We start from the raw sequence: 21,058 nt of genomic DNA on the forward strand, positions 1-21,058 counted from the left end.
GTACGATGTCCTACGTTGCGATAAATATTTCACATGCTGTAACATTTCTCAATAAATATGGCTAAGGGCCATTATTTATTTTTTCTTTACGAGCGCTCTAAGTCGGGCATTTCATAAAGTTGTCAGCCCATGTCGTCATGAGCGTAATGGGCAGGTAAGCAAGGAGTTTGCTCCATCCAGCTTGAGGATGAACTGGGCGTTTTGCTTGTATGTTTGTGATGTTGTACGACGTCTTGATCAAAAAACAGCCAGTCATCCGCTCCCGGCGCCTGGCCGTCAGGGCGGGCTCAAGTGGCGATGGAATCCGGACACAGGCCCTTTACCTGGCGTTATGCGGGGCAGGGAAATGCACACATGACGGGTGCTGCTCGATCAGCACCCATGAGGATCAACCGATGAACTGGCTCAATGACGCAAAATTTTCGACCAAACTGATCACCTCGTTTTTTCTCTGCGCGCTGATCACGCTCGCCGTGGGCATGCTTGGCGTCAGTGGTGTTTCCGCGCTGTCGGCACGTCTGCAGGCGGTGTTCAACAACAACCTGGTCTCGGTGGCCAACACGTCGCAGACCAAGACCAAGGCGGTCGGCCAGTCGCGCGACCTGTACCGGTTATATGTCGCGACCGCGGGCAATGCTCCGCAGAGCGTGAAGGATGAGTTTCTCGCTTCGATGAAAGCCAATCAGTTGGCCAGCGAAAAGGCTTTCGCCGATTACCGCAAAGGCCACCTGGCTGAAGACGAGCGCATCGCCGGCGACCAGATGGCCCGCGACTGGCCGGTCTACCAGGCCATGGTGCAGCAGTACGTCGCGATGATGGCGGCTGGCGACCTGGAGAACGGTCGCACCCTGCTGCTGGGTGACTTGCAGAAGGCCTATCGCAAGGTGATGGACCAGTTGACCCTCATGATCGACTCCAATGACCGCCAGATCGGCGAAGACGCCAAGGCCGCCACGCAGCAGGAGATGACGGCCAAGACCGTGTTGTACAGCGGTATCGTCATTGCCTTTATCGCGGCGCTGCTGTTGGGCGTGTTTATCAGCCGCCTGATCAGTCGACCGATTGCCGTGGCGGTCGATTGCGCACAACGCATCGCCCAGGGCGACCTCACTCAGCACATCACCAGCAACAGTCGCGACGAGGCCGGCCAGTTGCTCAAGGCGCTGGGCGATATGCAGGCGAGCTTGAAGACCACCATCCAGCAGATTGCCAGCGCTTCGGACCAGTTGGCTTCCGCCGCTGAGGAGCTGACGATGGTCACCGACGATGGCAGTCGTGCCTTGCTCCGACAGAATGATGAGATCCAGCAGGCGGCCACGGCCGTGACCGAGATGACTTCGGCGGTCGAGGAAGTGGCTCGCAATGCCGTCTCCACCTCGCAGGCTTCGCAGTCGACCAGTTCGCAGGCGAGCAATGGACGGGATCAGGCCCGTAGCGCGGTGCAGGCGATCAACAATGCAACCCAGGAAATCACCTCGTCCACCGGGCTGGTCAGGGACCTTGCCGTGCAGGTACGCGATATTGGCAAGGTGCTGGATGTGATTCGCGGGATCGCTGAACAGACCAACCTGTTGGCGCTCAACGCGGCCATCGAAGCTGCTCGCGCCGGGGAGCAGGGCCGCGGTTTTGCCGTGGTAGCCGATGAGGTTCGCGCCCTGGCGGCGCGCACCCAGGCATCAACCGGTGAAATCGAGAGCATGATCCACTCGGTACAGGATCGTGCCGACAGCGCGGTCGATGCGATGGGCAAGAGCCAGGCGCTGGTGACCGAGACCCAGAGCTTGGCCCGGGCCACTGGCGAGGCGCTGGAGCAGATCGCCGATGGCATCTCGCAGATCAATGACCGTAACCTGATGATTGCCACGGCTTCCGAGGAGCAGGCCCATGTGGCCCGCGAGGTCGATCGCAACCTGGTGAATATCCAGGATCTCTCGACCCAGACTGCCGCTGGGGCGAACCAGACCAATACCTCGAGCCAGGAGCTGTCCAGCCTGGCCCTGTCATTCAATACGCTGGTCGGCCGTTTCCGTCTCTGACCCCTTGGGGTGATACGCCTGGGCTGCCAGGCGTATCACGTCGGCTCGCGGCCCAATGTCCGTGGCGCACCTGGCAATGATCCGGGGCTTTTTATTCCTGTGTCGGAGCCAGTCGCGCTTCCAACTCGGCGACCTTGGCTTCCAGGCTTTCGAGCCGCGCCCGAGTCCGGGCCAGCACGACCATCTGGCTGTCGAATTCCTCCCGGCTGACCAGGTCCAGCTTGCTGAAGCCGCTTTGCAGCAAGGCCTTGAACTGGCTTTCGATTTCGCTTTTGGGCAGCGGCGTGTCGCCACTCAACAGGCGGGAGGCATGGCCGCTCAGGGCGTCGAGGAGGTCTTTGGGCGCAAGCATGGCAGGTGTCCTGGAAAACAATGGCGGGCAGTGTATCACGCAGTGTCTATAGTCAATTCGCCAGGCAGGGATGCACGCTTTTCGCGCACAGGGCCGGGCGCTGTCGCACCGTTGTTGTGCGTATCGTTGCGCTTCGTGGCCCGACACCGCCGCATGCAACGGGTAAGGGGTTGAAATCAGGAGGGTTGGGCACAGATGGCAAGGTTTCTGCTTAGAGGCTGATGACCCATGCACTGATGCAGTCGCTGTGACGAATGCAGTGCAGCAGGCGAAACGGGGAGTTTCGTCAGGATCGGTTAACTGGCACCTGTCGGGCAACTTGGGCCGACGACGCGTTACAAAGCCAGGCACTGCGCTTAGACTTGAGTCGGGTTTGTTTTCCTGGGGCAAGTCCACCAATTCGGGAGAAAGTTTCATGAAGCTAGTCACTGCCATCATCAAGCCGTTCAAGTTGGACGACGTGCGCGAGTCGTTGTCCGAGATCGGCGTGCAGGGCATTACCGTTACTGAGGTCAAAGGCTTCGGTCGGCAGAAAGGTCACACCGAGCTGTATCGCGGCGCGGAATACGTGGTCGATTTCCTGCCCAAGGTGAAGATCGACGTCGCCATTGACGACAAGGATCTTGACCGGGTGATCGAGGCAATCACCAAGGCCGCCAACACCGGCAAGATCGGTGACGGGAAGATCTTTGTGGTCAATCTGGAACAGGCTATCCGCATCCGTACCGGCGAAACCGATACCGACGCCATCTAAGCCGCCAAACCCAACGCCCCAGGAGAAAACAATATGACTCTGCGTAAATTCGCAGGGCTAGGAGCCCTGTTGTCCTTCGCAATGCCTGGCCTGGCCATGGCAGAAGAAGCGGCAGCCCCCGTCCTGAACTCCGGCGACACCGCCTGGATGCTGACGGCCACGATTCTTGTACTGTTCATGACCATTCCCGGCCTCGCCCTGTTCTACGGTGGCATGGTCCGGTCGAAAAACCTTCTTTCCGTGATGATGCAGTGCTTTGCCATTACCGGTCTGATCAGCGTCCTGTGGGTCATCTATGGCTACAGCATCGCGTTCGACACCACCGGCATGGAGCAGGGCGTCGTCAACTTCAATTCCTTCATCGGTGGCCTGGGCAAAGCTTTCCTGGCCGGCGTCACGCCAGCGAGCTTGACCGGCCCGGCGGCGCTGTTCCCTGAGGCGGTGTTCATCACCTTCCAGATGACCTTCGCCATCATCACTCCGGCCCTGATCGTCGGCGCGTTTGCCGAGCGGATGAAGTTCTCCGCCATGCTGATCTTCATGGGCGTGTGGTTCACCCTTGTGTATGCGCCGATTGCGCACATGGTCTGGTCCGGTAACGGCGGCCTGCTGTGGGACTGGGGTGTGCTGGACTTCGCTGGCGGCACCGTGGTGCACATCAACGCCGGTATCGCAGGCCTGGTGGCGTGCCTGGTGTTGGGCAAGCGCAAGGGCTTCCCGACCACGCCAATGGCGCCGCATAACCTGGGTTACACCCTGATGGGCGCGGCCATGCTGTGGGTCGGCTGGTTCGGCTTCAACGCCGGTTCCGCCGTTGCCGCCAACGGCACCGCCGGCATGGCGATGCTGGTCACCCAGATCGCTACCGCCGCGGCGGCGCTGGGCTGGATGTTTGCCGAGTGGATCACCCATGGCAAGCCAAGCGCACTGGGTATCGCCTCGGGTGTCGTGGCCGGCCTGGTCGCCATCACTCCCGCTGCTGGCACAGTGGGCCCGATGGGCGCCCTGGTTATCGGCCTGGCGGCCGGTGTGGTGTGCTTCTTCTGCGCCACCACCCTCAAGCGCAAACTCGGCTATGACGACTCCCTGGACGCCTTCGGCGTGCATGGCATCGGCGGTATCCTCGGCGCGATCCTGACCGGCGTGTTCGCCGCACCGGCCCTGGGCGGCTTCGGCACCGTGACCGATATCGGCGCGCAAGTGTGGATTCAATTCAAGGGTGTGGCGTTCACCGTGGTCTACACCGCGATCGTCACCTTCATCATCCTCAAGGTACTGGACGCCGTCATGGGTCTGCGCGTCTCCGAGGAAGAAGAAGCCGTGGGCCTGGACCTGGCCCAGCACAACGAGCGCGGTTACAACCTGTAAGCAGCGCATAAAAAAAATGCCCGGTTCGCCGGGCATTTTTTTGTCTGGAATTTGTCATTGCTCACAGGGCGTGCTGGTTTTTCCGACGCCTTTTGTTGTGTATGCGACATGGGTTTTTCTACCGCCAAAGGCTTACATGGGGGCAAGAATATTAGGCCCTTTGTTTTTTCCCAGAGCGCGCTAGAATGCGCGCCGAACGTGCGGAGATCTGTATGTGGCAGCAGACGTTGATAACCCTGCGGGCAAGGCCCCGGGGCTTTCATCTGGTGACAGACGAGTTGCTCGCCGGCTTGCCTGAACTCAAGGCCTGTCGTGTCGGTCTGTTGCATCTGTGGCTGCAGCATACCTCGGCCTCGTTGACCATCAACGAGAACGCCGATCCGGCGGTACGTCGAGACTTCGAACGATTTTTCAATCGGCTGATCCCACAAGGAACCGCCGACTATGAGCACAACGACGAAGGCCTGGACGACCTCCCGGCGCACTTCAAGGCCAGTGTGCTGGGGTGTCAACTCAGCCTTCCGGTAACGGCGGGGCGGTTGGCATTGGGTACCTGGCAAGGTGTCTATTTGGGCGAACACCGTGATCATGGCGGTGCTCGTAAAGTCCTCGCCACCTTGCACGGTGAAGGGGCATGACCGCTGATTGCCGGCGGATCTTGAATTTTTTCTGGCAGCCTTCGACAGATGGCGAAGCTGGGCTATAACTAATCTGCTTTTCGCAAGTCATGAGGTAGAACATGAGCGACGATGATCTGGAAAACGACGACCTCGAAGTAGGTGATGAAGACGAGGCCGAAGAAGGCCTGGAAGCGGCGGCTGAAGACGTCGCTGACGACGACGGTGCCGATGTTCCGGTCCCGACTGCCAAAGGCAAGGCCAAGGCAGCGGTATCGGTCGACGAGTTGCCGAGCGTAGAGGCCAAGAACAAGGAGCGTGATGCGCTCGCCAAGGCCATGGAGGAATTCCTGGCCCGGGGCGGAAAGGTGCAGGAAGTGGAGGCCAACGTGGTCGCTGATCCGCCCAAGAAGCCTGACAACAAGTACGGCAGCCGCCCTATCTGAGTATCTGCCCTTGCTTGCTGAAAAAGCCCGCCGTCGCTGCGGGCTTTTTCATGGGTGCGATTCTGTTCCCAGACCAGGCGCAGTCTCTGTGGGAGCGAGCTTGCTCGCGATAGCGGTGGGTCTGTTGGGAGTTGATGTTGTATGTGCCGCCGTCATCGCGAGCAAGCTCGCTCCCACAGAAGGCTGTGGCTACAGGGCAGGGTTCAGCGCTGGCTATGCCACGCTGCCAACAACCCCGGCAGTTCGGTCAGGCTGCGGATCTCTGCGTCGGGGGCGTGATCGGCGTCCCAGGCCTTGCCCGTCGGGTTGAACCACACCGCGCGCAGGCCGGCCTGTTGGGCGCCGGCGATATCGTCGCCCGGGTGATCGCCGATGTGCACGGCGGTTTGCGCCGTTGCACCGCCGCGTTGCAAGGCTTCGTGGAACAGCCGGGCGTCAGGCTTGGCGACGCCGATGTCTTCGGCGCACAAGGCAAACTTGAAGTAGTCGGCCAGTCCGAGGCGACGCACATCGGCATTGCCGTTGGTGACGACGCCAAGGGCGAACTGGTTGGCGAGGATTTCCAGGGTCGGCTCGACGTCGGGAAAGACCTCCAGTTGATGCCGGGCATGGAGGAATGCCTCGAATCCCTGGTCTGCCAACTCCGAGGCTCGCCATTGGTCATAACCGGCGTCTTGCAGCGCCCGGAACAGCACGCGTCGGCGCAGTGCGCTGATGCGGTGCTTGAGGGTGGGTTCTTCGCTGAGCACTTGCGCGCGGATCGCCCACAGGCGCTCCACCGGGAAATCGCCCAGGTCGGGCGCGTTGTCGGTCAGCCATTGGCGTAGGACGGCTTCGGCGCTGGCGATCACCGGCGCGGTGTCCCACAGCGTGTCGTCCAGGTCGAAAGTAATGAGCTCGATGGTCATGATTCGTCGCCCTTGATGCGTTTGGCCCTGGGGTGGGCACTGTCATAGACCGTCGCCAGGTGCTGGAAATCCAGGTGGGTATAGATCTGGGTGGTCTTGATGTCCGAGTGGCCGAGCAGCTCCTGGACGGCGCGCAGGTCCTGGGAGGATTCCAGCAGATGACTGGCGAAGGAATGCCTGAGCATATGCGGGTGCAGGTTCTGCCCCAGCTCACGTTCGCCGGCGGCCTTGACCCGCAGTTGGATGGTCCGCGGGCCCAGGCGTCGGCCCTGCTGGCTGATGAACACCGCGTCGTCGACCGGATTGGCCAGTGCTCGCAGCGGCAACCACAACTCCAAGGCTTCGCGGGCTTTGCGGCCGATGGGTAGCAGGCGGGTCTTGCTGCCCTTGCCGAGCACCTGGACCATGCCGTCGGCCAAGTCCAGTTGATCCAGGTTCAGCCCCGTCAGCTCGGAAAGCCGCAAGCCGGAGGAGTAGAAGAGTTCGAGGATCGCCTGGTCCCGTCGCGCCATGAAGTCATCCTCGACGGCGCCGTCCAGCAATTGCAGGGCGCGGTCGGTGTCGAGGGTCTTTGGCAGGCGGCGTTCGCCTTTGGGCGGTGCCAGGCCGGTGGCCGGGTCGTGATCGCACAGGCCTTCGCGGTTCAGGTAGTGATACAGGCCCCGCACCGCCGACAACAGTCGCGCCAGGCTGCGGGAGGATTGCCCCTGCTGGTGCAGGCGGGCGACGAGGCTGCGCAGGCGCTGGATGTCGAGGCTCGACCAGGTGTCGATGTTCTGCTTCTGGCACCAGCCGAGCACTTTTTCCAGGTCACGGCGGTAGGCCGACAAGGTGTGAGGCGACACCTGGCGCTCACTGCGCAGGTGTTCGCAGTAGGCGTCCAACTGCCGTTCCATCGTCAGCGTACCGAGCGCAGCGAACCGGCGACTCGTGGCAGCACCCGACCGGTGACTTCGGCGATATAGCTCAGGAACAGCGTGCCCACCGAGCTCTTGTAGTGCTGCGGATCGCGGCTGGCGATGGCCAATACGCCGTGGACGCCTTGGTGGGCGATGGCCACGACAGCAGTGGAACCGATCTGCTTGCGTTGCTCCTCACCGAACAGGAAGTCCAGCTCGTGCTCGCGCAGGCTGCCGCTGACACTTTTGTTCTCCGTGAGCAGGCCGCCGATGGCTGTCTGCGCGTCGGCGTGGGTGACCCAACGGCCCACCGGCATGGCGTTGTCGCCAAACAGGATCAGGCTGACGAAGGGCACCTGGAAATCCTGGCGCAGGCTGTCCTCGACGCTCATCACCACGTCTTCCAGGGTGCTGGCATCCATCAGTGCAAGAATCAGCCGCCGGGTCTTGTCGAAGAGCCGATCGTTGTCCCGGGCGACGTCCATCAGGTGCGAAAGGCGATGGCGCATCTCGATGTTGCGCTCGCGCAGGATCTTCATCTGGTGCTCGACCAGCGACACGGTATCGCCGCGCCGGTGGGGGATCCGCATCGTGGCAAGCAGGTCTTCATGCTCGACGAAGAAGTCCGGATGCGCCTCCAGGTACGCGGTCACCGCCGCTGAGTCCGGAAGGCTCGGGGTTTCGTCGGATTGCGGGGCTGGAACCTTTGGCTTGTCGGTCATGGGTTTGGCTCACTCAAAGACGAACTTGTCCTTCGTATACGCGTACGGCCGGGCCGGTCATCATGACCGGTTCGCCAGGGCCTGCCCACTCGATGGACAGGCGCCCGCCGGGCAGGTCGATCAGCAATGGCGAATCCATCCACCCTTGGCTGATCGCAGCGACGGCCGCGGCGCAGGCGCCGGTGCCGCAGGCCTGGGTTTCCCCGGCGCCGCGTTCCCAGACGCGCAGTTGGGCGCGGTGGCGGTCGATCACCTGCAGGAAACCCACGTTTACCCGGGCCGGAAAGCGCGGATGGTTTTCGATCTTCGGCCCCAGTGCGTGTACCGGTGCGCTGTTGATGTCGTCCACGCGCAGCACCGCATGGGGATTGCCCATGGACACCGCCGCCAGTTCCACTGGCGTGCCGTCGACATCAACGGTGTAGTTCAGGGCCTGGGCCGGCGCCTGGAACGGAATGTCCGCCGGCACCAGGCGTGGAGCACCCATGTTGACGCCGATCTGGCCGTCGCTGCGCACATCGAGTTCGATGATGCCGCTCTTGGTCTCGACGCGAATCTGCCGCTTGGCGGTCAGGCGCTTGTCCAGCACGAAGCGGGCAAAGCAGCGCGCGCCGTTGCCGCACTGTTCCACTTCCGAACCGTCGGCGTTGAAGATCCGGTAGCGAAAATCCACGTCCGGGTTGTTGGGCGCCTCGACGATCAGCAACTGATCGAAACCGATCCCGGTGTGCCGATCACCCCATTGCTTGGCGTGCTTGGGCAGGATGTGCGCGTGCTGGCTGACCAGGTCGAGGACCATGAAGTCATTGCCCAGGCCGTGCATCTTGGTAAAACGCAGCAGCATGGTATTACTCCGGCAGCAGGCTTTCGCCGGCAAACAGCTCGGCTACCGTCTCGCGGCGGCGTACTTCGAATGCCTGATCACCGTCCACCAGCACCTCGGCGCAGCGGCCGCGGGTGTTGTAGTTGGAACTCATGACAAACCCGTAGGCGCCCGCCGAATGCACGGCCAGCAGGTCGCCTTCTTCCAGCGCCAGCTCACGACCCTTGGCTAGGAAGTCACCGGTTTCGCAGATCGGCCCGACGATGTCGTAGCTGCGAGCTTCGCTGTCACGTGGGCGCACGGCGGTGACGTCCATCCAGGCCTGGTACAGCGCCGGGCGGATCAGGTCGTTCATGGCCGCATCGACGATGGCGAAATCCTTGTGTTCGGTGTGCTTGAGGTACTCGACCTGGGTCAGCAGCACGCCGGCGTTGGCGACGATGTAGCGGCCCGGCTCGAACATCAACGCCAGGTCGCGGCCGTCGAGGCGTTCGCGCACGGTCTTGATGTAGTCGGCCACCAGCGGCGGCTCTTCATCGCGATAGCGCACGCCGACACCACCACCCAGGTCGATATGACGCAGGTAGATGCCGCAGTCGCCGAGGCGATCGACCAGTGCCAGCAGGCGGTCGAGGGCGTCGATGAAGGGTTCGAGGGTGGTCAGTTGCGAGCCGATGTGGCAATCGACGCCCAGCACTTCCAGGTTCGGCAGTTGGGCGGCGCGCACGTACACGTCCTCGGCGTCGGCAATGGCGATGCCGAACTTGTTTTCCTTCAGGCCGGTGGAAATGTACGGATGGGTGCCGGCGTCGACGTCCGGGTTCACGCGCAGGGAAACCGGCGCACGAACGCCCAGTTCGGCGGCGACGACTTGCAGGCGTTCCAGCTCATCGGTGGATTCGATATTGAAGCAGTGCACGCCGACTTCCAGGGCGCGACGCATGTCTTCGCGGGTCTTGCCAACGCCGGAGAACACGATCTTGTCAGCGCTGCCGCCAGCGGCCAGCACACGCTCCAGCTCGCCACCGGACACGATGTCGAAGCCGGCGCCCAGGCGTGCCAGGACGTTGAGCACGCCCAGGTTCGAGTTGGCTTTTACAGCGAAGCACACCAGGTGCGGCATGCCGTCGAGGGCATCGGCGAAGGTCCGGTACTGGGCTTCGATGTGGGCACGGGAATAGACGTAGGTCGGCGTGCCGAAACGCTCGGCGATCGCAGACAGGGCAACCCCTTCCGCGAACAGCTCCCCGCCACGGTAGTTAAAAGCGTCCATGGCGTTCCCTTAGTAGGTGGTCTGGGTGTCGTGCGTGTGGGATTTGGATTGCGACGACTTGGCCTGCTCTGCTTGTTCTTCGGGAGACTTGCTGTCATCAGGCAGGTACAGCGGACCTTTTTGACCACAGGCTGTCACAAGGCAGGCAACCGCGACGAGCGCAGCAAGGGAAGAGATCAGGCGCTTCATGGCGAAATCCTTGAAAATGCGTTAATTGCGCCGGAGTATACCGGCCACCCGACAGCTTGCCTATGCAACGGGGCGCCCGTCCGGCGGGCCTTGGGCTCCAGCGGCGCCCATTTGGTGAACAATGTTCAGCACCCACGGGCCCTTGGTCGTTATCCTTTGCATTCAGCCGGGCGCGTCCGTATCTTGCGGCGCTTGAGCATGAGCAGACATTTTCGAGGTTGCCGCAATGAGTTTGACTGAAGCCCGTTTCCACGATCTGGTCGATGCGACCCAGCAAACGCTGGAGGATATCTTCGAAGAAAGCGACCTGGACATCGACCTTGAAATGTCCGCCGGCGTGCTGACGGTCAAGTTCGAAAACGGTACCCAGCTGATTTTCAGCCGCCAGGAACCGTTGCGACAGTTGTGGCTGGCGGCGGTGTCCGGCGGCTTCCACTTCGACTACGACGAGGAAAGCGAGCGCTGGATGTGTGACAAGAGCGAAGAGCAACTGGGCGAGATGCTTGAACGCATCGTCAAGCAACAGGCCGGCGTCGAATTCGATTTCGAAGGCTTGTGATTTCGTGAGCCAGACCGTCCCGGCGCGGCCGCCCAAGCCGCTCTACAGCAATGTCAGCCCGGCCGTGCCGTCGCCGTGCACCAGCGTGTGCAAGCTCAATGAGCACAAGGTCTGCCTCGGCTGTTTCCGGCATGTGGAGGATATCCGCGAATGGCGCTCGGCCGACGATGAGCGTCGGCGGGTGATTTGTGCCGAGGCGCTCAAGCGCCGATCCCTGAAGTAGCCACTCACGGATGGATGAGCGCTTTGTGGCGACGGAGCTTGCTCCCGCTGGGACGGTCCGACGCCTCGGGCGAAGCGACCCCAAAAAACTGCGACTGCTGCGCAGCCGAGCGGGAGCAAGCTCCCTCGCCACAAGGGTTCTGTGTTGCCCATGGGCAGGGCGAGCCTTCCTCGGGTTGTATATTTTTTGAGCTGTGGTAGTGTCCAGCAACGCCTCACCTCATCGAGGCGCGTGAAAACCCCGTCTTTATGTGGCGGGGTTTTGCTTTTTTCGTGCAGAAGAAAGGAGTCTGCCTGGACCATGACCGCACCTTCCATCACCCTGACTCGCCTGGACGTACAGCGTCTGGAGCGCTTGATCGACAGCCTGGATGAAACGCTGCCAGGCGTGGTCGCCTTGCAAACCGAACTGGATCGCGCCGAAACCCTGGTGGGGCACGATGAAGTGCCTGCCGATGTCGTGACCATGAATTCGCGGGTGCACTGCCGCGAGGAAAGCAGCGGCAAGGATTATCACCTGACGTTGGTCTATCCACAGGACGCCAATGCGGACGAGGGGCGGATTTCGATTCTTGCGCCAGTGGGCAGCGCCTTGCTGGGCTTGAAGGTCGGGCAGCACATCGACTGGCCGGCCCCGGGCGGCAAGACGCTGAAACTGACCTTGCTGGAAGTCGAGTCGCAGCCGGTCAATGGCGGCGACTGCGCGTTCTGACCCCGTCTCAGACCTGGTTCAGCGCCTCGTTCAGCGCGCGTTCCAGGTCCGCCTTGTAGCGCAGGAACAAATTGCTTGAGCAAGCGCTGTCACCCACCAGGCCCGAGAGGTCCAGGTCGGTGATGTAGCAGCGATAGCGCTCGGCCTCGCGGCGCTGGCCGACAATTTCCCTGGCGACCACGCGGAACAATTGGTCGCCATGTTCCAGCTCCGAAAATTCGCGCTGATCGCAATAGAGGGTGACGTGCACCTGGCCGTGCGCGGCTTTGCCGATGATCGCCTGTACGTCATAGAACGACTTGTTGACCGGCGTTTGCGGCGATTGCCGTGATTCGACACGCCGGGCCCGTCCGCTGCCAGAAGGCAAGAGTTGGTAATAGAGAATTTCCAAGGGCAGGGGCTGCGCCCCGTCCATCGGTAACAAGGCATCGCGGCGGTAAAGTACCGATTGCAGGAATCGCTGCAGCGGCACCAGCAGGCTTTGTTCATCGTGGAATGGCAAGCGTTGCTGCCACAACGCATTGAACTCATCGAGCACGTACAGCTCGGCTTCTTCTTCATAGACCCGGTAGAACACCTGGATGCACTCGGGCTGGCCCATGGGCAGGATCAGCGCTACGTCGTGATCTTCCAGCGCCATCGCGTCCAAGTGCAGCGGGCTATAGGCCGTCAATTCTTCGCCCAGATAATCCATCAGCGCCGACAGGCTGCCGAGCGCCACGTGGTTGACCTGGCCCGGCACCAATTCCAGCACGTGGTAGTGCTGCTGGACCTGAAGCAGGTAGCGATAGTTGAGTCTGCTCAGCAGCAAGGTCTGGGCCGTCTCGATAACTTCCTCGACCCGTCGCGCGATGAACTGCGCGCGGTTGTGGCAGAAACAGCGGACCTGCAAGCGTGGCTGGTGCCGTGTCGCCGGCAGATCGTTGAGGTAATCGCGCAAACAGTCGAGCAACGCATGCTCGCCGTCGAAGCGGGTGACCAGCACTTCATTCCAGCTATTGAGCGTGACCTGGTCGAGGGTCAGCACCAGGTTCTCCCGCACCCCGGCATAGCTCAGGGAATCGGTGCGCTCGGTGGTCATCAGGATGTTCAGGTCGCGATGATGCTTGAGCGGGTCGACGCCGACGTTCACCAGGATCAGCACTTCGCTGGGGACGCTGGCATGCAGCAACTGCTCTTCGTCGACTGTGGTCAGGGGCAGGGCGATGGCCTGTTGCAGGCTGCCCAGCAGGTTGAACAGTTCAAACTCGCTCAGGTCGCTTTCGCCGGGGTGCAGCGCCAGGCGCGTGCTGCTGTCGATCACGCCGTTGCGATGGCACCAGGTGAGCAATTCAAGCAATTCGCGGCTGCGCTTGATGGGGGCGAAGTTTTCCCATTCCAGGGCGTTCAGGCTGCCGTTGTACAAGCCCCACTGGTTCTGCCCCGGTTCTTTCTTGTTCGGCGACTGGACCAGGGTCAGGGTGTCTTCGGCCAGGTCCGGGGCGATTCCAGGATTGATGAATTCGACCTTGTCGGCCTTGCGCTCGAAGGCCGCGTACAACCGACGACCGAGGACATTCAGGTCGCGCTTGTTGATCAGGCTGACGGTCTTTTCGGTGCGGGCGAACTGGGTCAGGAAGCGATAGCTGTAGGTCAGCTCGCCGACCAGCGCGCGCCGCTCATTGCTGACCTGGCGCACCTTCCATTGGCTGCGGCTGTCCAGCAGGGCGAGTTGACGTTGATCCCAGCCCCACTCACGGGCCAGGCGTTCCAGCAGGTTGCGCTGCCAGCCGCTGCTGCGAACCGGGCCGGTGAGCTTGCGATTGACCTTGAGGTACAGCGCACGCCGGATCAGCTCAAGGCGCTCGGGTTCGCCACGGGCGTTGAGGTATTCCTCGATCCGGCGATAAACCACCATGTATGGATCCAGCTCGTCCAAGTCCAGGCGGTTGGCGAATACGGCCTGCTTGAAGCGCAGGCTCAGGCAGCGCACCGTTGGGTGTTCGCTGGCGTAGACCTCGGTGAGCAGGAGCTTGAGCACGGACTTGTAGGGAGATTCGATGCCCTTGAACAACTGCCAGAGCCCGGCGCCGATGAATTCTCCCGGCGGGATGTAGGCCAGGTGTCCCAAGTCCAGGGTTTCGTCTGCACGAATGAAACGCTTGGATATCAGCGTATGGGTGTATTGCTCATAGTTTTCTTCTTCGTAGACCGGCACCAGCCACCAGATCGGCGTACGCCCGGCCAGCCAGATCGCGGTGCGGTAGAACTCGTCCAACAACAAATAGTGTTGCGTGGTGCCACAGTCATCGGAGCTGAGCTGATTGTCCCGTTCGCCCCGGACGAATCGCGCCGGGTCGATGAGAAAAAAGTGCGCTTCAGCGCCCTGGGTCGCAGCCCAGATTTCCAGCAACTGGCATTTCTTGCGCAGCTCGGCCAGTTCATCGTCGCTCAGGTCCGGCCCGTGGCACACCCACACGTCCATATCGCTCTGGTCGGCCTGGGCCAGGGTGCCGAGGCTGCCCATCAGGAACAGGCCAAGGATCGGCCGTGGTGGGTTGCTGCCATGGCGCGGCTTGTAGGAAAACGACCGGGTCAGGCGTTGGGCTTCGGCGAGGACGTTGGCGTCGGGTTCGTAATTGGATAACCCGGCGGGCGTGCTCCCCGAGACGTAGCCGGGAAGCAGCGGATGGTTGACGTGAAAAAACAGGGGAAGCAGCGTCAGCACGCCTTGCTGGCGGGTCGACAGACCTTCCAGGGCACGCTCCATGCGTACGGAGTTGAGCTTGAGAAAACGCGCGCGCAACTGGCTCAGGACCTTGCGGTCGATTCCCTCGTCCAGATCGGGGCGTATTTCGTGATTGCGGGTCATGTCAGCTCAAACCGGCTCGCGGCGTCGAACGTGGGGAACAACACAGGTGATGGCAGGTTAGCGCCCGTCTCTTGGAATTCTTGAGCTGGAAATGATTTTGAAATCAGGATTTTTACACAAGAAGCCTGTACGCCTGCGGAAATCCCGAGGAAGGGGATTTCCGTGGGCGGGGAGAGATCAGGCGGTTTCTTCGGCGCGGAGTATTGTCAGGACAGTTTGCACATTTTGCGCGGCATCACGCCCCAGGCTGGTCAGGTAGCCGCCATCGGGTTGGTCTATCAAGTCTTTTTCAAACAGCCGTTGGGCAGCGGCGATAGCTTTGGGGGCAGCGGTCTGATGAATTTTCAGGCCTTCCTGGGAACTGTCCAGGTTGAAGAGTGCAAGGATTTCCAGTTCGGCAACCAGCTCAGGGGTAAGCGACATAAGGACTCCAGACTTTCTAGGAATTTGGACGACAGCGTCACTAAGGTGAGCGCACTTGGCCGAGCTGTCCAGTGTCAGTGTCATGCTTTTTTTGTTTTTTGTAGCGAGTCCAGGCAAGTCCCTTGTGGCGAGGGGATTTATCCCCGCTGGGGCGCGAAGCGGCCCTAAAAAATGGATTCATTACCATTTTGGGCCTGCTGCGCAGTCCAGCGGGGATAAATCCCCTCGCCACAAAGAGCAGCTGTGCTTGTCGATTCAGTTCTTTTCCGGCGGCAGCTCGGGCAGGGCGCGCAACGCGGCTTCGTACCACTCGGTATTGAACGGGCGGTCTTCTTCCAGGATCGCGTCGATTTCCACCGCCAGCACGTGGGCCATCAGGTTGAGGATCTCGTCGCGCTCATAACCCACCAGGGTCAGCTTGTTGAACGTGGCCTTGGCCGCTGGCGGGTTGTCGCTTTCGATCTGGTTTTCAATGGCCTGGATCAGCGTGTTCTCGACGAATTCTTCCTCGTCGTTGTCGATGTCGGTCGGCTCGCTCATGGCAGGCTCCTTTGGGAAAGGGCGCCAGTTTACCTGCATTCAGCGGGGTGATGCGCCTGGCGCGAAATGCGTCGGCGGGCTATAACCCAAGGCTGCCAACCCCCGTACGGCCTGGAGGCTATGGAATGCTTAAGCTTTATGGTTTTTGTGTCAGCAATTATTACAACATGGTCAAGCTGGCGCTGCTGGAGAAGGGGCTGCCCTTCGAAGAGGTCCCGTTCGTGGGGGCCCAGACTCCCGAAGCGCTGGCCATCAGCCCTCGCGGCAAAGTGCCGGTGCTGAAGACCGAGCAGGGATTTATCAACGAAACCAGCGTGATCCTCGAATACCTCGAGCAAACCCAGCCAGGCAAGGCCTTGTTGCCCGCCGATCCGTTCGAGCGGGCCCAGGTGTTGGCCTTGTGCCGGGAAATCGAGCTGTACATCGAGTTGCCTGGACGTGTCTGCTACGCCGAGGCTTTTTTCGGCATGCCGGTGCCGGATGCGGTCAAGGAGAAGGCCAAGGGTGAATTGCTGCTGGGGTTCGCTTCCCTCGGCCGGCACGGAAAATTCGCGCCGTACGTGGCGGGTGAGACCCTGAGCGTTGCCGACTTGTACTTCTACTACAGCCTGTCGCTGGTCTTGCAGGTGGGCAAGAAAGTCTTCGATATCGACCTGCTGGCCGATATGCCAAAGGCGAAAGCCTTGATGGAACGGATGGGGCAGAACCCGCACGTGCAGCGGATAGCGGCGGACAGGGAGGCAGAGATGCCGGCGTTTTTGGCAAGGATCTCCGCCAAGAAGTGATACTTTTGCTGCTCTGAAGGGCGCTATCGCGAGCAAGCTCGCTCCCACAGTTGGATCTCCAATGTTCGCAATTATGCGTCTACCGAAGATCTACTGTGGGAGCGAGCTTGCTCGCGATGCTTTTGGCTTTGAGCTGTTAGCGGCTGGCGAGCAGAGCCTGGCCTCGCACCACGGCTGCCTTGACCTGCGCCGGCGCCGTTCCGCCAACGTGGTCACGGGCATTGACCGAACCTTCCAGGGTCAGCACCGCAAACACGTCCTGCTCGATCTGGTCGCTGAACTGGCGCAGTTCGTCCAGGCTCATTTCCGCCAGGTCCTTGCCAGTGTCCACGCCGTACTTCACCGCATGGCCAACGATTTCGTGGCAATCACGGAACGGCAAGCCACGGCGCACGAGGTAGTCGGCCAGGTCGGTAGCGGTGGAGAAGCCGCGCAGGGCCGCTTCGCGCATGACCGCATGCTTGGGCCTGATGGCCGGGATCATGTCGGCGAAAGCCCGCAGCGAATCGCGCAAGGTGTCGGCCGCGTCGAACAGCGGTTCCTTGTCTTCCTGGTTATCCTTGTTATAGGCCAGTGGCTGGCCTTTCATCAGGGTCAACAGGCCCATCAGCGCACCGAATACCCGGCCGCTCTTGCCCCGTACCAGTTCCGGTACGTCAGGGTTTTTCTTTTGCGGCATGATCGAGCTGCCGGTGCAGAAGCGGTCGGGCAGATCGATGAATTGGAATTGCGCACTGGTCCACAGCACCAGTTCTTCGGAGAAGCGCGACAGGTGCATCATGGCAATGCTCGCGGCGGCGCAGAATTCGATGGCGAAATCGCGGTCCGAGACGTTATCCAGCGAGTTCCCGCCGACGGCATCGAAGCCCAGCAGTTGCGCGGTGTACTCTCGGTCGATCGGGTAGGTGGTGCCGGCCAGCGCGGCGCTGCCCAGGGGCATGCGGTTGGTGCGCTTGCGGCAATCGACCAGGCGCTCGTAGTCGCGGCTGAGCATCTCGAACCAGGCCAGCATGTGATGCCCAAACGTTACAGGTTGCGCGGTTTGCAGGTGCGTGAAGCCGGGCATGATGCTCTCGGCCTCGCGCTCGGCTTGTTCCAGCAGGCCTTTTTGCAGGCGGGTGATCTCGGCCAGGATCAGGTCGATTTCATCGCGCAGCCACAAGCGGATGTCGGTGGCGACCTGGTCGTTGCGGCTGCGGCCGGTGTGCAGCTTCTTGCCGGTCACGCCGATGCGATCGGTCAGGCGCGCCTCGATGTTCATGTGCACGTCTTCCAGATCGACACGCCAGTCGAACTGGCCGGACTCGATCTCGCCCTGGATGGTCTTCAGGCCATTGATGATGCTGTCGCGCTCGGCATCGGTCAGCACGCCGACCTTGGCCAGCATGGTGGCGTGGGCGATCGAGCCCATGATGTCGTGGCGATACAGGCGCTGGTCGAAGTTGACGGAGGCGGTGAAGCGGGCGACGAAGGCGTCGACGGGTTCACTGAAGCGGCCGCCCCAGGACTGATTGGTCTTGTCAGTGCTCATGAATTCGCTCGTGATCGGCTGGAAAAAAGTAGCGGTTGAAGGCTGTGGCGGATGATAGCAGGGTTGCCGGGGCTGGCGCTGGCAGTGGTCGCCAGGTTTTTCGCAGCGAACGCCAACGGATCCAAAGGGTTTTTCGCGCAACGATATTTTTCGATTGAGCAATATCGTCGCGGCAACCGTCTACAGTGGACGGTAAGGCTTTGCTTTTTCACTTGGACGCATCGGATGCACCAAGCAAGGGGGTGTGCATATTGGTCAAATCGATTGTTAACAAACCCTGTGGCGACGCTGTGCGACAACAGGCCTCGAGCATCGGTCGGCAAGCGCTGGTAAAGATAGGCAACCGCCTCGCGGCACTTTTTGGCCCTCGGACGAGTCTTAGCGTGGATCGCGGTGACGGATGTCACTTCCCCTGTCTACGCTATCCTTGTGCGAGACTCACGCAGGAATCCAGCGCAATATGAATGTCCTGATCGTTGACGACGAACCACTGGCCCGCGAGCGCCTGAGCCGATTGCTCGGTGAACTCGAGGGTTACAGTGTCCTGGAGCCGAGCGCCACCAATGGCGAAGAGGCATTGGCCCTTATCGACAGCCACAAGCCGGATATCGTGCTGCTCGACATTCGCATGCCTGGCCTGGACGGCTTGCAGGTCGCGGCGAAGCTGTGCGAGCGCGAGTCCCCGCCCGCGGTGGTGTTCTGCACCACTCGGGATGACTTTCCCCCCGAGGTATTGCAGGCCGGCGCCGTGGGCTACCTGATCAAGCCTGTTTCCGTTGAGGCGCTGGAAGAGGCGCTGCGCAAGGCAGAGCGGCCGAACCGCACACAACTGGCGGCGCTGACCCGTCCTGCCGCCGAAAGTGGCAGCGGTCCTCGCAGCCATATCAGTGCGCGGACGCGCAAGGGGATCGAACTGATCCCGTTGAACCAGGTGGTCTATTTCATTGCGGATCATAAATACGTGACGTTGCGCCACGAAAGCGGCGAAGTGCTGCTGGACGAGCCACTCAAGGCCCTCGAGGACGAGTTCGGCGAGCGGTTCGTGCGCATTCACCGCAACGCGTTGGTGGCGCGTGAACGCATCGAGCGGTTGCAGCGCACGCCCCATGGGCATTTCCAGTTGTACCTCAAAGGGCTTAACGGCGATGCACTGATTGTCAGCCGGCGGCATGTCGCGGGTGTGCGCAAGATGATGCAGCAGCTTTAGCACGACGCCTCGATGGGTTCTGTTTCCAGGATTGGCGGCCAGGGAGGCCTCGGGGTCGTGATTCAAATCAAAGCGGATTTGGCTGAGCTGTTATTATCTGCCGTATCTTTTAAGTACGGATTGATCCATGTCCCCTCGCGAGATCCGCATCGCCACCCGTAAAAGCGCCTTGGCCCTCTGGCAGGCCGAATACGTCAAAGCCCGCCTGGAAGCGGCCCATCCCGGTTTGATCGTGACGCTGGTGCCGATGGTCAGCCGCGGGGACAAGCTGCTGGATTCGCCACTGTCGAAGATCGGGGGCAAGGGCCTGTTCGTCAAGGAACTGGAAACTGCCTTGCTGGACAACGAAGCCGATATCGCCGTGCATTCGATGAAGGACGTGCCCATGGATTTCCCCCGGGGCCTGGGTCTTTTCTGTATCTGCGAACGGGAAGACCCGCGCGATGCGTTCGTCTCCAATACCTATGCCAGCCTTGATGCATTGCCCGCCGGGAGTGTGGTGGGTACTTCCAGCCTGCGTCGCCAGGCTCAGCTGCTGACCCGTCGTCCCGATCTGCAGATCCGTTTCCTGCGCGGCAACGTCAACACCCGCCTGGCGAAGCTCGATGCCGGCGAGTACGACGCGATCATCCTCGCCGCCGCTGGCTTGATCCGTTTGGGTTTCGAAGACCGCATCACCTCGGCCATCAGTGTCGACGACAGCCTGCCGGCTGGCGGGCAGGGTGCGGTAGGGATCGAGTGCCGCAGCGCCGATGACGAAATCCATGCCTTGCTGGCGCCTTTGCACCACGAAGACACCGCCATCCGTGTGTTCGCCGAACGTGCTCTCAACAAACATCTGAATGGCGGCTGCCAAGTGCCGATCGCCTGCTATGCCGTGCTCGAGGGCGAGCAAGTCTGGTTGCGTGGCCTGGTCGGCGATCCGAGCGGCGGCACGCTGCTCAGCGCTGAAGCCCGGGCACCGTGGCGCGATGCCGAGGCGCTGGGTGTGCGGGTCGCCGAAGACCTGCTGAGCCAAGGCGCTGACGACATCCTCAAAAAAGTCTACGGCGAGGCAGGCCCCGCGTGACAGGTTGGCGCCTGCTGCTTACCCGTCCAGCGGACGAGTCGCGCGCGCTGGCGGCTGTCCTGGCGGATGCCGGTGTCTACAGCAGCAGCCTGCCATTGCTGGATATCGAGCCGATTCCCCTTTCAGCGCCAGGGCAGGCGACCCTCCAGGCCTTGGATCAATATTGTGCCGTGATCGTGGTCAGCAAACCCGCTGCACGGTTGTGCGTGGAACTGCTGCGCCAATATTGGCCACACCCCCCGGACCAACCATGGTTCAGCGTGGGGGCTGCGACCGGCCAGATTCTTGCCGACGCCGGCCTTGGCGTGTCTTATCCCGATAATGGCGACGACAGCGAGGCCTTGCTTGAGCTTGCGGCGTTGCGACAGGCTATCGACCGACCTGACCCACGCGTCTTGATCGTGCGCGGTGAAGGCGGGCGCGGTTTGCTGGCAGAGCGTTTGCGCGAGCAAGGTGCTAGTGTCGATTACCTGGAGCTGTACCGGCGCGGCCTGCCGCAATATGGCCAGGACGCTTTGCCGGCGAAGGTTGAAGCGGAACGCTTGAACGCCCTGGTGGTCAGCAGTGGGCAGAGCTTCGAGCATCTGCACCGGTTGGCCGGTGAAGCGTGGCCCGCCCTGGCGCGGCTACCGTTGTTCGTGCCAAGCCCCAGGGTCGCCGAGATGGCGCGTGCCGCCGGGGCTCGGACAGTTGTGGATTGCCGTGGCGCCAGCGCCGCGGCTTTGCTGGCGGCGTTACGGGAACAATCCGTGCCGTTTTCTAATGCAAAGGA

The 21,058-nt window shown here is 61.6% G+C and carries 22 protein-coding genes and 2 pseudogenes; 13 read left to right on the top strand and 11 right to left on the bottom strand.

From position 1 onward, the window contains the following. Positions 1–395: 395 nt before the first annotated feature. Positions 396–2,036 carry a methyl-accepting chemotaxis protein gene (locus tag Q7C33_RS04720; protein ID WP_323154099.1) on the top strand — a complete coding sequence of 547 codons (1,641 nt, stop codon included), beginning with the start codon at positions 396–398 and terminating at the stop codon, positions 2,034–2,036. A 91-nt stretch (positions 2,037–2,127) separates the two neighbouring features. Here Q7C33_RS04720 and Q7C33_RS04725 read toward each other — a convergent pair whose 3' ends face one another. Beyond that, positions 2,128–2,388 (bottom strand): accessory factor UbiK family protein, encoded by a 261-nt coding sequence (locus Q7C33_RS04725; protein WP_053148583.1) that lies wholly within the window; start codon positions 2,386–2,388, stop codon positions 2,128–2,130. Positions 2,389–2,803: 415 nt separating this feature from the next. Between Q7C33_RS04725 and glnK the strand changes: the two genes are divergently transcribed. The 4 genes from glnK to sutA all read left to right on the top strand — a co-directional run bounded on the left by glnK (position 2,804) and on the right by sutA (position 5,573). After that, positions 2,804–3,142 (top strand): P-II family nitrogen regulator, encoded by a 339-nt coding sequence (glnK, locus tag Q7C33_RS04730; RefSeq protein WP_002555808.1) that lies wholly within the window; start codon positions 2,804–2,806, stop codon positions 3,140–3,142. A gap of 33 nt (positions 3,143–3,175) precedes the next feature. Then, complete coding sequence (locus tag Q7C33_RS04735) at positions 3,176–4,510, top strand: ammonium transporter (RefSeq protein ID WP_030138181.1); 1,335 nt, start codon at positions 3,176–3,178, stop codon at positions 4,508–4,510. Positions 4,511–4,722: 212 nt separating this feature from the next. Beyond that, the gene (locus Q7C33_RS04740) at positions 4,723–5,148 is read left to right on the top strand and encodes a secondary thiamine-phosphate synthase enzyme YjbQ (protein ID WP_030138180.1); all 426 of its coding nucleotides are present in this window, start codon (positions 4,723–4,725) and stop codon (positions 5,146–5,148) included. 101 nt (positions 5,149–5,249) lie between these two features. Next, positions 5,250–5,573, top strand: coding sequence for a transcriptional regulator SutA (gene sutA, locus Q7C33_RS04745; RefSeq protein WP_007941277.1), 324 nt, complete (start codon positions 5,250–5,252; stop codon positions 5,571–5,573). 203 nt (positions 5,574–5,776) lie between these two features. Here the strand turns inward: sutA and Q7C33_RS04750 are convergent, their stop codons facing one another. From Q7C33_RS04750 to lptM, 6 genes are read right to left on the bottom strand one after another with little or no spacing between them, the layout of a single operon-like run. Continuing rightward, complete coding sequence (locus tag Q7C33_RS04750; RefSeq protein WP_030138179.1) at positions 5,777–6,481, bottom strand: HAD family hydrolase; 705 nt, start codon at positions 6,479–6,481, stop codon at positions 5,777–5,779. After that, a complete protein-coding gene (xerC, locus tag Q7C33_RS04755; protein WP_030138178.1) occupies positions 6,478–7,377 on the bottom strand; it encodes a tyrosine recombinase XerC in 900 nt (299 codons plus the stop codon). The genes Q7C33_RS04750 and xerC overlap by 4 nt, the downstream gene beginning before the upstream one ends. Positions 7,378–7,379: 2 nt before the next feature. After that, a complete protein-coding gene (locus tag Q7C33_RS04760) occupies positions 7,380–8,102 on the bottom strand; it encodes a DUF484 family protein (RefSeq protein ID WP_217860617.1) in 723 nt (240 codons plus the stop codon). 13 nt (positions 8,103–8,115) lie between these two features. Then, the gene (gene dapF, locus Q7C33_RS04765; RefSeq protein ID WP_030138176.1) at positions 8,116–8,946 is read right to left on the bottom strand and encodes a diaminopimelate epimerase; all 831 of its coding nucleotides are present in this window, start codon (positions 8,944–8,946) and stop codon (positions 8,116–8,118) included. A 4-nt stretch (positions 8,947–8,950) separates the two neighbouring features. After that, positions 8,951–10,198 (bottom strand): diaminopimelate decarboxylase, encoded by a 1,248-nt coding sequence (lysA, locus tag Q7C33_RS04770; RefSeq protein ID WP_030138175.1) that lies wholly within the window; start codon positions 10,196–10,198, stop codon positions 8,951–8,953. 9 nt (positions 10,199–10,207) lie between these two features. Further along, positions 10,208–10,387, bottom strand: a complete 180-nt coding sequence (lptM, locus tag Q7C33_RS04775; protein WP_030138174.1) for an LPS translocon maturation chaperone LptM — start codon at positions 10,385–10,387, stop codon at positions 10,208–10,210. A gap of 226 nt (positions 10,388–10,613) precedes the next feature. On the opposite strand from lptM, the gene cyaY reads away from it, so the two are divergent. The 3 genes from cyaY to rnk all read left to right on the top strand — a co-directional run bounded on the left by cyaY (position 10,614) and on the right by rnk (position 11,880). Then, entirely contained in the window at positions 10,614–10,946 is a 333-nt protein-coding gene (gene cyaY / locus Q7C33_RS04780) for an iron donor protein CyaY (RefSeq protein ID WP_030138173.1), read from the top strand. 4 nt (positions 10,947–10,950) lie between these two features. Continuing rightward, positions 10,951–11,169: a DUF1289 domain-containing protein gene (locus tag Q7C33_RS04785; protein ID WP_198797536.1), complete on the top strand. Its 219-nt coding sequence runs from the start codon at positions 10,951–10,953 to the stop codon at positions 11,167–11,169. Positions 11,170–11,469: 300 nt separating this feature from the next. Then, complete coding sequence (rnk, locus tag Q7C33_RS04790) at positions 11,470–11,880, top strand: nucleoside diphosphate kinase regulator (protein WP_030138171.1); 411 nt, start codon at positions 11,470–11,472, stop codon at positions 11,878–11,880. A gap of 7 nt (positions 11,881–11,887) precedes the next feature. Here rnk and Q7C33_RS04795 read toward each other — a convergent pair whose 3' ends face one another. The 3 genes from Q7C33_RS04795 to Q7C33_RS04805 all read right to left on the bottom strand — a co-directional run bounded on the left by Q7C33_RS04795 (position 11,888) and on the right by Q7C33_RS04805 (position 15,694). Next, a complete protein-coding gene (locus Q7C33_RS04795) occupies positions 11,888–14,731 on the bottom strand; it encodes a class I adenylate cyclase (protein WP_323154100.1) in 2,844 nt (947 codons plus the stop codon). Between the two features lie 177 nt (positions 14,732–14,908). Then, on the bottom strand, positions 14,909–15,154 hold the full coding sequence (locus tag Q7C33_RS04800) for a TIGR02647 family protein (RefSeq protein WP_030138169.1): 246 nt from the start codon (positions 15,152–15,154) through the stop codon (positions 14,909–14,911). A 255-nt stretch (positions 15,155–15,409) separates the two neighbouring features. After that, positions 15,410–15,694, bottom strand: coding sequence for a hypothetical protein (locus Q7C33_RS04805; protein WP_198797534.1), 285 nt, complete (start codon positions 15,692–15,694; stop codon positions 15,410–15,412). Between the two features lie 125 nt (positions 15,695–15,819). Between Q7C33_RS04805 and Q7C33_RS04810 the strand changes: the two genes are divergently transcribed. Next, complete coding sequence (locus Q7C33_RS04810; RefSeq protein WP_407682926.1) at positions 15,820–16,479, top strand: glutathione S-transferase family protein; 660 nt, start codon at positions 15,820–15,822, stop codon at positions 16,477–16,479. A 136-nt stretch (positions 16,480–16,615) separates the two neighbouring features. Here Q7C33_RS04810 and argH read toward each other — a convergent pair whose 3' ends face one another. Continuing rightward, positions 16,616–18,010 carry an argininosuccinate lyase gene (argH, locus tag Q7C33_RS04815; RefSeq protein WP_217860610.1) on the bottom strand — a complete coding sequence of 465 codons (1,395 nt, stop codon included), beginning with the start codon at positions 18,008–18,010 and terminating at the stop codon, positions 16,616–16,618. A 314-nt stretch (positions 18,011–18,324) separates the two neighbouring features. Between argH and Q7C33_RS04820 the strand changes: the two are divergent. The 4 genes and pseudogenes from Q7C33_RS04820 to Q7C33_RS04835 form a co-directional block, all read left to right on the top strand. Next, positions 18,325–18,474: pseudogene (locus tag Q7C33_RS04820) on the top strand (sensor histidine kinase); the annotation flags it as partial. After that, positions 18,471–19,217 carry a LytR/AlgR family response regulator transcription factor gene (locus Q7C33_RS04825; RefSeq protein ID WP_030138167.1) on the top strand — a complete coding sequence of 249 codons (747 nt, stop codon included), beginning with the start codon at positions 18,471–18,473 and terminating at the stop codon, positions 19,215–19,217. The pseudogene Q7C33_RS04820 and the gene Q7C33_RS04825, both read left to right, overlap by 4 nt. Before the next feature lie 127 nt (positions 19,218–19,344). Continuing rightward, positions 19,345–20,286, top strand: a complete 942-nt coding sequence (gene hemC / locus Q7C33_RS04830; protein ID WP_258648513.1) for a hydroxymethylbilane synthase — start codon at positions 19,345–19,347, stop codon at positions 20,284–20,286. Further along, positions 20,283–21,029: pseudogene (locus Q7C33_RS04835) on the top strand (uroporphyrinogen-III synthase); the annotation flags it as partial. The gene hemC and the pseudogene Q7C33_RS04835, both read left to right, overlap by 4 nt. Positions 21,030–21,058: the final 29 nt, after the last annotated feature.

Origin of the sequence: Pseudomonas sp. BP11-1-1, from assembly GCF_052112105.1 — a bacterium.
GTDB lineage: Bacteria > Pseudomonadota > Gammaproteobacteria > Pseudomonadales > Pseudomonadaceae > Aquipseudomonas > Aquipseudomonas alvandae.